We start from the raw sequence: 10613 nt of genomic DNA on the forward strand, positions 1-10613 counted from the left end.
CGGCTATCTGCCCCTGGAAGCCTATGCCGCGCTTGGTGACGGCCGTTCGGTCGCAGTGGTGGGATGGGATGGGGGGATCGACTGGTGGTGCGTGCCGCATATGGATTCGCCACCCCTGTTCGACCGCTTGCTGGCGCCCGACACCGGGGGTCATTTCCTGATCAGCCCCGAAGAGCCCTTCCAGGTAAAACGGCGCTACCTCCCGAACAGCAACGTGCTGGAAACGCTTTTCATCACCGAAGGCGGCCAGGCGCGCATGGTCGAGTCGCTCAACAGTGGCCCTGCCGGACGTTTGCCGTGGGCCGAACTGGGGCGGCGCATCGAGGGCATCGAGGGCGAAGTGACCTTCAAGATCGAGATCGATTTCGGTACCCAGGCCGACAAGGTCTGTCCTTACCTGTCCCCCAATGGCAACGGCTGCGTGTTCCATGCCGGCAATATCCTGGGTATGTTCCTGCACAGCGAGCGCCTGGACATCGAGCGCAAGGACGATCTTGGCGTGCGTGCGCGACTGCGCGTGGCCCAGGGGGATCGGGAGGTACTGGCAATCGTCGCCGGTCGTGATGAACCCTTGGTGGTACCGTCGCTGGACCTGGTGGATGAACGCATCGATGGCTCCGACCGGGAATGGCGGCAGTGGACCGAAGGCCTGACCTATAACGGTCGCTACAAGGACCTGGTCACGCGCAGCGCGCTTGCCTTGAAACTGCTGCTCTCCTCCCCCAGCGGCTCGATCATGGCGGCCGCCACCACTTCCCTGCCAGAGCGCATTGGTGGCGACAAGAACTACGACTATCGCTTCGCCTGGATTCGCGATGCGGGCTATACCATCGAAGCCTTTCTCAGCATTGGCGCCCAGCCCGAGGCGAAGGCCGCTTTCACCTGGCTGCTGCGCCGGCTCGCGGAACACGGCCCGCATGTGTGCTATACGCTGGACGGTTGCCTGGGCGAGACCACGCGCGAAATCGAGCTGCCGGGCTACAAAGGCTCACAGCCGCAGGTCGGCAACCGCGCCGTCGATCAACCGCAGCATGGCATCTACGGCGATATTTTCGAGACCGCGCGCTGCTTCATCGACAGCGGCAATATCCTCGATGCGACGAGTGCCAAGACCCTCGCCGAGCTGGCCGACCTGTGCGCCGACGGCTGGCGTCGCAGGGACTGCGGTATCTGGGAGCTGCCCGAGCAACAGCACTACAGCATGTCCAAGATCAGTTGCTGGCAGGCCCTGAGCCGTGCCGTGGAACTGGCCGACGGTGGCCACTTGCCGACCACCTGTCGAGACCGCTGGGACCGCGAGCGCCAACGCATTCTCGACTGGGTAGACGAACATTGCTGGTCGGAGCAGCGTCAGGCGTACATGTTCTATCCAGGCAGCGAGCGGCTCGATGCGTCCATCGCCTTGGCGGTGCGTTTCGGCTTCCCCCGGCAAGACCGTCTGCTCAGCACCCTGAAAGCGATCGACGAAGAACTGGGCTGCGACCACTTCCACTATCGCTACAGCGAGGTGCACAAAGAGGAAGGCTGCTTCCTGGCGTGTACCTTCTGGCTAGCCGAAGCCTATGCCCTGCTGGGTGATACCGAGCGTGGCGGCGCAATGCTGGAGGCCGCGGTAAAAGGTCTGGATCAAGGCGTGGGGATCTACTCGGAGATGGTCGATCCGCATACCCGGGAATACCTGGGCAACCTGCCGCAAGGCCTCACGCACCTGGCGTTGCTGGGCGCCGCCAGTACCTTGTCCGGCTGCGGGCCGCGCCGCTGAACATCGCTTGCCGCGAGCCTGCCATCGGCAGGCCGCGGCCAGCGCATCACTGGGTCGGCGATTCGGTATCGATGAATTCCGGCACCTTGGCCAGGGCGAACTGGCGCACCTGGTCCCGACGGGCGTGAGGCCGGGACGGCAGCGGATCGAGCATTTGCGGCTCACCGCTTTCCAGCGATCGCTCGACGGCCACCAGCACCCGGACATCGCGCCAGCCTTCTTCACCATTGGGTTCCGGTTGCACATCGTTGAGGATGCAGTCGGAGAAGTAGGCCGTCTCGCCCGCGAACTGATCCACGACCGGGTGCACGTGTTCGCGCGTGTCATCGCCGATATGGGCCCGGTAGGCGATACCGACGCCTTCGCCATAGCCGAAGCACGGCGAGGCCTCGATCTCGCCCTTGCTGCCCAGTAGCTGGAAGCGCTCGCTGCCCGGCAGCGTGTAGCTGACCGTGAAGGTCGCCAGCCGCTCCTGCGGGAACCGCAAGGCCACGGTCACGGTATCCCAGGTGTTCAGCTTGGTGCCTGGCGTACGCACGCCGGTGGCACTGACCTCGATCGGCTCGGCGTTGAACAGTTGGCGCGCCATGTTCAAGGGGTAAGGGCCCATGTCCGTGACCGGTCCGGCGGCGAAACCGTGCTCGCTGCGGTGGTTGCTGGGTTTGACCGTCTGGGTGAAGGTGGACGTGAACAGTCGCGGCTCACCGAAGTCACCTGCCTGCACCCGCTCGATCATCTCCAGCGTTCCCGGCTCGCAATGCAACCGATAGGCGATCATCAGTTTCGCCCCCGAGGCCTTGGCCGCTTCGATCATTGCCTGACAGTCGCGCGTGTTGGTGGCCATGGGCTTTTCCAACAGCACATGAATGCCGGCCTCCAGCGCTGGAATGACGAATTCGAGGTGACGGAAGTTGGGCGTGGCAACGTAGACCGCGTCGATCTCACCCGAGGCCAGTAGCGTCGCGTAATCTTCGTAACGATAACTCTTGAGGCCATACTCGCCGGCGAGACGATCGGCCTTGACGGGATCGCCGGTAACCAGCGCCGTCATGACCGAATTGTCGGTCTGCCCAATTCCGGGCATGAAAGCCCCCTGGGAAATCGAACCGCCTCCTACAACACCGTAGCGAATCTTGCCGTCTCGATCTGGCATCCTGTCTCTCCTCGTCGATAGGGCAAACGACATGCCGCCCTTATCAAATGGGCAGGCTGGGACGCCGTGAGTTCCGTTTATCTTGCCAGCAAGGAGCGGGCAACGCCGGGCTGCCCGCGATACGCGACGCCCGGCCCGCACCTTGCGTCTGCCTGCCCCTCACAACATCCGCTTGACCAGCCGCTCGAACCGCGTATACCGCAAGCGCCGCAGGAATCTTCGCACTGGCGCCGGATAGGTACGGGCCGAGTCGAGTTCGCTGAACACGGTCACCTTGTGAACATGCTCCCTGATTGCCGCCAGCTCGGCTTCGCGCGGGCCCAGCCATTGGCCGCGAGGATCGTCGATGAGCAATGCGTTTTCCAGATCCAGGCTGAAACCTCGGGGATTGAGGTTATTGCCAGTCAGCAAGGTGTAACGCTGATCGATCCAGATTCCCTTTGCGTGAAAGCTGTGCCCAGGATCGTTCCAAACAAACAGGTTCAGACGGCCTTGCGCAACCGCGCGCCCATGACGACGGGCAAAGCTGCGCAGGTTGGTCTCGTACAGATACGGCAGCACGGCGCTGGCGGAGAACGGTTGCTCCGGGGGGACGTAGAAATCGTTGGCGAGCTTGTCGCCAACGATCACGTCTACCTGCACCCCACGCGCCAGCGCCCGTTCGATCTCGGACAGCAACGCCTTGGGCGGATTGAAATAGGGCGTGCACAAGGTAATGCGCTCCTTGCTCGCGGCCAGCAGTTCACACACCAGGCGGTTCAGTGGATTGTGCCTGCCAATGCCCAACACGGGCGTCACGCGCAGATGGTCGGTCGTGGCAATCGCTGTGTCGGTGTCGTAGCGCATATCCTTCAAACGCGCGCGCAACGAGCGGATATCGTCACGCAAGTCACGGGTCGTCGGTAATTCAGGCGCATCGAGGCGATGGGTTGCCGTCGCGGCCAGCACCTGCCGGACAAGGGCGACCATGGAATCGGCCAATGGCCTGCAGTCCAGCACGTGATAACGGTCCAGCCTGTACTTGTCGAACCGGTGCAGGTAGACATTATTCAGACTGGCGCCGGTATAGATCACCTCGTCATCGATGATACTGCCCTTGAGATGCAGCACCCCGAAAAGCTCCCGAGTCTGGACCGGCACGCCATGAATGGGAACGTCCAGTCCATGTCTCTGCCGCAGCGCCTGATACCAGGCAGCGTTGCCAGGCTGCTTGCCCGCGCCCATCAGCCCACGCTGGGCGCGGAACCAGTCGACGACCACGACGATGTCCAGGGTGGGCCGCCCGGCCTTGGCCTCGTATAGCGCGTCCAGTATCTCCTGGCCGGCTTCATCTTCCTGCAGGTACAACGCGACCAGTACGATTCGCCGCTGCGCGGTGGCGATGCGTTGCAAGAGCAAGGTTCGATAGCCTCGCGCATCGGGTATCACTTCGAGGGCCTGGGGCGCGAGGGTGAACCCCTCTAACGAAGTCAGCATGGACGTGGTTTTCAACGGGTGCCCTCTCCTTGCACACGCCAAGCCGGCGGCCGGGCGGTGAGCGTTGATGATGTGGATGTGACCATTGGGCCACGGGCAATGCTCACGATAATCCGCGAGAAGGGACGTGAAGAAGTGTGGGAATGTTACCGACGAGTACGGGGTCTGGAATACCCTGAACCTCGGGTTTCCAAGCCGCGAACCGGCCAGGAGAACCCGAGTGGATCACGGGTTCAGCGGGCAGCCTGTGTTTCCGTGCCGCTGCCAAGGGTCTTCTTGTAGCTGGCCTTGAAGATCTCCATCTCCTCGCCCAAGGCCTCGAGTTCAGCCTTGCCCAACAGCTTGCGCGCCTGCGGGAACATCTCGGACTCCTCTTCCTCGATGTGGTGCTCGAGCAGCTCCTTGACCACCTTCACCCGGCCAGTGAATTCCGGTGTCGAGGGATCCGTGGTTTTCAGGTCGGGCAACACCAGGCTGTCGACGGTGCGGTGCTCTTCCTTGGCTTCGTAATACATCACGGCCTGTTCCTTGCCGCCGGCTTTCTTGAAGGCCGGATAGAGGATTTCTTCCTCCAGTTTGGTGTGCAGCGTCACTTCCATTTCCAGCTTCGCCAACAGCTCGGTGCGTTTTTTCACCCCGCGCTCTGTGGATTCACTCAGCTGGGTGAGAATGCGCTTGACACGTTCATGGTCGGCTTCGAGCAGTTCGATAGCATTCATGATCAACTCCGCGGGTTCCAAGAGACAGGTTTTATCCACGGCAGATCCTCGCAACAACGATGCCAATTCAGAAATCAGAATTTATTCTTTTAAATCAATCAGTTAAAAAATATACCGAAATCCTTTTCCGTGCAAAATGCATGACTTTCCTGTCCCAGGCATGCGCTTTGAATGAGTGTAAGAATTGCAACCTTTCCCTATCGTCCCTCGAGGCGCTTCGATCCTCGGATCACCGATGTAACGCTGCGGTAACAGTGGCGATCACTCCTGTTTTTCTCTCCCTTCACTGATCGAAACCCATCGAATCGTAGCGCTCTTGTAACAGAAATCTGGGTCAAAAAGTCAAAATAATGGCGATAGCACATAGCCTTATTTTGGCGTTTTCGACTGTTACCCCAAAAAACCCCTCATCCAGTAATCCTCAGTATTTCCGGTACTTACGACCGTTCATCGGGTCAGTGACAAATGATTAATCGGTAAGTTCCATCGCTAAGTCACGGATTGGAAACGAGTTGATAGCAAATGGCCCTGCGATTAGCGCATGTAAATGAAGCGAAACATGCCATTGCTTTGACGCAAAATCGAAAAGCTGAGCTATACCAAAACCACAACGCTGTTTCATTCCCCTTACTCATTCATACGAGGCACGCCGACATGGACGTGAGCGTATTCGGAACCGGCTATGTCGGTCTGGTACAAGCAGCAGCCCTGGCAGACGTTGGTCACCGGGTTTTGTGCGTTGATATCGACGCACACAAGATCAATCAGCTGCGTCAGGGCGTCCCCCCTATCAGCGAGCCTGGCCTGTCGGTCATGCTGGAAGAAAACATCAAGCAAGGCCGGTTGATGTTCAGCACCCAGGCCAGCGACGCGGTCGCCCATGCCGAGCTGATCTTCATTGCCGTGGGTACGCCACCGGACGAGGATGGCTCGGCCGACCTCACCCACGTACTCAACGTGACCCGCGAGATCGCCGGGCTGATGGAGGCCGATCGGACCCTGATCTGCAAGTCCACCGTCCCTGTGGGTACGGCTGACAAGGTGGTGGCATTGGCCCGCGAGGAATTGCAGCGCTTGGGCAAGGGCCACCTGCAGGTCCGGGTGGTCTCCAACCCGGAATTCCTCAAGGAAGGCAGCGCCCTGGCCGACTGCATGCGCCCGGACCGGATCATCGTCGGCACCCGCGACGACATTGCCCACGACCAGTTGGCCGAGCTCTACGCGCCGTTCTGCCGCAACCATGAAAAGCTGATGTTCATGGACAACCGCAGTGCCGAGCTGACCAAGTACGCCGCCAACGCCATGCTCGCCACCCGCATCAGTTTCATGAACGAGCTGGCCAACCTCAGCGAACACCTGGGCGCCGACATCGAAGCCGTGCGCAGGGGCATCGGCTCCGACCCGCGCATCGGCTACCACTTCATCTACCCCGGCTGCGGTTTCGGCGGTTCGTGCTTCCCCAAGGACATCAAGGCACTGCTGCACACCGCCGAGCACAGCGGCATGCCACTGCGCCTGCTGCAGAGCGTCAGCGACGTCAACGATCGGCAACGGCAGATTCTCTTCGCCAAGGTCAAGCAGCACTTGGGTGACAACCTCGCCGGCAAGTCCATCGCGATCTGGGGCCTGGCCTTCAAGCCCAACACCGACGACATGCGCGAAGCCCCCAGCCGTTACCTGATGGAAGCGCTGTGGGCAGCGGGCGCCACCGTTCGCGCCTACGACCCCGAAGCCATGGACGAGTGCCGGCGCATCTACGGCTACCGCAACGACCTGCAGCTGTGCGCCACCCGCGACGACACCTTGCAGGACGCAGACGTTCTGGTGATCTGCACCGAGTGGAAGAACTTCCGGGTCGTCGACTTCAGCCTGCTGGCGGAAAAGCTGCGCTCGCGCCTGATCGTCGACGGACGCAACCTGTACAGCCCCGAGCAAGTGGCCGCCCATGGCTTGAGCTACGCGGGCATCGGTCTGCGCCAGGTCGCGCCACAGGTGGACGCACAATGAAAGTGCTGGTAACCGGTGCAGCCGGCTTCATCGGAGCCCACACCAGCCTGCGACTGTTGCGTGATGGCCACCAGGTGATCGGGCTGGACAACTTCAACGATTACTACGACCCAAGCCTCAAGCACGCGCGGGTACGTTGGGTCGAGGAGCAGGTCGGGCCTTTCGCCATGCATCAACTGGACCTGGCCGATCGCGATGGCGTGGCACGCCTGTTCGCCATCGAGCGGCCGGATGTCGTGGTGCACCTGGCGGCCCAGGCGGGCGTTCGCTACTCGCTGCAGAATCCGTTGGCCTACGTCGACAGCAACCTGAGCGGGTTCCTCAACATCCTCGAAGGTTGCCGTCGGCATCCGGTGCAACACCTGCTGTACGCCTCGTCCAGCTCGGTCTACGGCGCCAACCAGCGTACACCCTACCGGGTCCAGGACGGGGTCGACCATCCACTCTCGTTGTACGCCGCCACCAAGAAAGCCAACGAAGCGATGGCCCACAGCTACAGCCACCTGTTCGGTATTCCCTGCAGCGGGTTGCGCTTCTTCACTGTCTACGGCCCTTGGGGCCGTCCGGACATGTCACCGATCCAGTTCGCCCAGGCGATCAGCGAAGGGCGGCCGATCCAGCTCTACAACCATGGCCGTCACCAGCGCGATTTCACCTATATCGATGACATCGTCGAGAGCCTGGTCCGGCTGATCCCCTTGCCGCCCAGGCCCAACCCCGACTGGAATCCGGAACAGCCGGACCCAGCCAGCAGTCGGGCGCCATGGCGTCTGTTCAACATCGGCGGCCAGCGTCCCGAAGAGCTCATGGACTACCTGGCACTGCTGGAGAAGCACCTGCAGCGCGATGCCAAGATCGAGCTGCTGCCACTGCAGCCAGGCGATGTCCTGGCGACCTGCGCGGATGCCAGCGCATTGGAGCAGGTCACCGGCTTCACCCCGCGTATTTCCCTGGATGAAGGACTGGCGCGCTTTGTCGCCTGGTTCCAACGGTACTACTCGAACACCGTCTCGCACATCGGCCACGACAACGCGCTGACGGATCAACGGAGGGCGTTATGACAGGACAACCCAGAAGCGCACAGATGCAGGCGCTGTACCAGGACAAGCGGATGGACCCGGCGCACCGGCAACGAATGGATGCCGCCATCCACTTGCAAGGACGCGGCTGGATCACCGGTCGCGTCGGCGGACGACCCTGGACCCTGTCGCGAACCAACCGTGTGCTGTCGTGCATGGCGGCGCTGGGGTTGCTGACCGTGCTGTCGCCCGCCTTCCTGCTGGTCGCGGTCCTGGTCAAGCGCAGCAGTCCGGGACCGGTGTTCTTCATCCAGAAGCGCACCGGCTACCGCGGCCGCGCCTTCGGCATGTTCAAGTTCCGCACCATGGTCGCCAACGCCGAGGCATTGAAGGATTCGGTGCGTCACCTGAACAAGCACGGCGCCGACGCCATCGACTTCAAGATCGACAAGGACCCACGGGTCACCTCGATCGGCGCCTTCCTGCGCCGCAGCAGCCTTGATGAGCTGCCCAACCTGATCAACGTAGTGGCCGGCGACATGCGCCTGGTAGGGCCACGCCCCACTTCCTTCAATGCCTATCGGTACAAGGACAACCACTTGGGACGCCTGAGTATCTATCCCGGCATGACCGGCCTCTGGCAGATCTCCGGGCGCAGCGACATCGACTTCGACCAGCGCGTCGAGCTCGACCTCAGTTACATCAACGAACAGAGCTTGATGCTGGACCTGAAGATCCTTCTCAAGACTCCTTTCAAAGTCTTCAACGGCCACGGAGCAAGTTGAGATGGACGGTTCTACTTCAAGAAGCCTGAGTATCGCCAACCCGAGCGAAACCAACCTGACCACCACCGTGCTTGACCTCGACCAGCGCACCTTGCTGCTGACCGCGGCCAATTCCGGAAGCGGTACAAGCACCAGCGCCCTGGCCTTCGCCAGCCAGTTGTCATTGATGAGCACGGGCCCCGTGCTATTGGTCGACAGCAGCCCGAGCAACGGCAACCTGAGCCAGATGCTGGGGCTGGGCAAGCTGCGTGGTTTCAATGACCTGATGTTCAACCATGACACCCCGCCCCTGGCGCAGGACTGCATCGTGCGACTGTCGGACCAGCCGTTCGACGTGCTCCCCGGCGGAACCTGGAAACGCGGCCGCGAACGCCTGGATCCGGAACGCCTGCGCGTGTTGCTGCGCCAGCTGGGCGACCAGTACCGCTTCGTGGTGATCGATGGCGAGGCCGTCTATGCCAGCGCCGACAGCCTGGTCATCGGCAACCTGGTGGACGGCGTGATCCTGGTGGTCAGCGCCGAGCAGACCCGTTGGGAAGTGGCGCAGGCGGCGAGCCAGCGGCTGACCCAGGCAGGCGGTCGACTGATCGGCAGCGTGTTCAACCGGCGCAAGTACTACATGCCCAAGTGGCTGTACAACAACCTCTGAGGCCTGCACAGGATTCCCACCATGAAATATCCAACGATTGTCCTGTGCCTGCTGGCCCTGACCGGCTGCGCCAGCCAGGAAAGCCGCGAGACGCCGATCCAGATTCTCACGGCGGCACCCGCCGACTCCCAGGCCACCGAGATCGCTCGCAGCGAGCAGGTTCTGCGCCCGCAAGACGTGCTCGAAGTGATCTTCCATGTCAGCACCAACTCCACTGGGGCCTACCGCATCCAGTCGGGCGACACCGTCGACCTCAGCTTCATGTCCGCCAGCGGGCTCAACGGTAGCCAACTGGTGCAACCGGACGGCAGCGTCACCCTGCCAAGCACCAATGCCAGCGTCAACGTCGTCGGCATGACCCCAAGCGAAGCGGAATCGGTCATCCAGGCTGCCTACCGCAACAAGCGGGTGTTCCAGAACAACCGCGATCAGGTCACGGTGCGTGTGCTTTCGGCCATGTCCAACGAGGTCAACCTGAGAAATACCCTGACCCACCCCGGCACCGGCATGAGCCGCGACATCATCGTCGGCAACGACGGGCGCGCGACCTTCCCCGAAATCGGCTCCGTGCCGCTGCAAGGCATGACCGTCAACCAGCTGCGCGACTACCTCAACGAGCGCTACGCCAACCTGCCCGGCCGGATGACCGTGGACGTCCTGCTCAAGGCCACCGCGGCCAACGAGATCTACGTCCTGGGCGAAGTCGCGCAACCCGGCTCCTTCCCGATCCGCCGTCCGGTCTCGGTGCTCGAGGCGCTGACCCTGGCGCGCGGCCCGACCCTGAAGGCCAAGCTCGGCTCGGTGGTGATCATGCGGCGCAATGGCAACAACGTGCAGGCCATCAACTACGACGTCGACAAGGCCTTGTCCGGTGACAGCCAGAGCATCGCCTACCTGCAGCCCGAGGACATGCTCTTCGTGCCCAAGACCAAGCTGGCCAGCGCGGGCGAACTGGCACGTCAACTGGCGGATGCGGTGCTGTTCCAAGGCTTCGGCATGAGCTTCAGCTACCGCGTCGACAACAAAGACTCAAACAATTGATC

9 protein-coding genes are annotated in these 10613 nt (G+C 61.9%); 6 read left to right on the plus strand and 3 right to left on the minus strand.

What is annotated here, in order from left to right; genetic code table 11:
• Positions 1-7: 7 nt before the first annotated feature.
• Positions 8-1762 (plus strand): glycoside hydrolase family 15 protein, encoded by a 1755-nt coding sequence (locus G7009_RS00345; protein WP_181128361.1) that lies wholly within the window; start codon positions 8-10, stop codon positions 1760-1762.
• Between the two features lie 46 nt (positions 1763-1808).
• Here the strand turns inward: G7009_RS00345 and G7009_RS00350 are convergent, their stop codons facing one another.
• From G7009_RS00350 to G7009_RS00360, 3 genes are all read right to left on the minus strand, one after another.
• Positions 1809-2915 carry a Gfo/Idh/MocA family protein gene (locus G7009_RS00350; protein WP_181127996.1) on the minus strand — a complete coding sequence of 369 codons (1107 nt, stop codon included), beginning with the start codon at positions 2913-2915 and terminating at the stop codon, positions 1809-1811.
• A gap of 159 nt (positions 2916-3074) precedes the next feature.
• Positions 3075-4391 (minus strand): CDP-diacylglycerol--serine O-phosphatidyltransferase, encoded by a 1317-nt coding sequence (pssA, locus tag G7009_RS00355; protein ID WP_181128362.1) that lies wholly within the window; start codon positions 4389-4391, stop codon positions 3075-3077.
• 233 nt (positions 4392-4624) lie between these two features.
• On the minus strand, positions 4625-5110 hold the full coding sequence (locus G7009_RS00360) for a hemerythrin domain-containing protein (RefSeq protein WP_181127997.1): 486 nt from the start codon (positions 5108-5110) through the stop codon (positions 4625-4627).
• A 654-nt stretch (positions 5111-5764) separates the two neighbouring features.
• On the opposite strand from G7009_RS00360, the gene G7009_RS00365 reads away from it, so the two are divergent.
• The 5 genes from G7009_RS00365 to G7009_RS00385 are packed head-to-tail and all read left to right on the plus strand — an operon-like array spanning position 5765 to position 10611.
• Positions 5765-7117: a UDP-glucose dehydrogenase family protein gene (locus G7009_RS00365; RefSeq protein ID WP_181127998.1), complete on the plus strand. Its 1353-nt coding sequence runs from the start codon at positions 5765-5767 to the stop codon at positions 7115-7117.
• Positions 7114-8178: an NAD-dependent epimerase gene (locus G7009_RS00370; protein WP_181127999.1), complete on the plus strand. Its 1065-nt coding sequence runs from the start codon at positions 7114-7116 to the stop codon at positions 8176-8178. The genes G7009_RS00365 and G7009_RS00370 overlap by 4 nt, the downstream gene beginning before the upstream one ends.
• The gene (locus tag G7009_RS00375) at positions 8175-8921 is read left to right on the plus strand and encodes a sugar transferase (protein WP_181128000.1); all 747 of its coding nucleotides are present in this window, start codon (positions 8175-8177) and stop codon (positions 8919-8921) included. The genes G7009_RS00370 and G7009_RS00375 overlap by 4 nt, the downstream gene beginning before the upstream one ends.
• A 1-nt stretch (position 8922) precedes the next feature.
• The gene (locus tag G7009_RS00380) at positions 8923-9570 is read left to right on the plus strand and encodes a CpsD/CapB family tyrosine-protein kinase (protein ID WP_181128001.1); all 648 of its coding nucleotides are present in this window, start codon (positions 8923-8925) and stop codon (positions 9568-9570) included.
• Between the two features lie 21 nt (positions 9571-9591).
• On the plus strand, positions 9592-10611 hold the full coding sequence (locus tag G7009_RS00385; protein WP_181128002.1) for a polysaccharide biosynthesis/export family protein: 1020 nt from the start codon (positions 9592-9594) through the stop codon (positions 10609-10611).
• Positions 10612-10613 lie beyond the last annotated feature (2 nt).

It is taken from the genome of Pseudomonas capeferrum (assembly GCF_013523055.1).
Taxonomy (GTDB): Bacteria; Pseudomonadota; Gammaproteobacteria; order Pseudomonadales; family Pseudomonadaceae; genus Aquipseudomonas; species Aquipseudomonas capeferrum_A.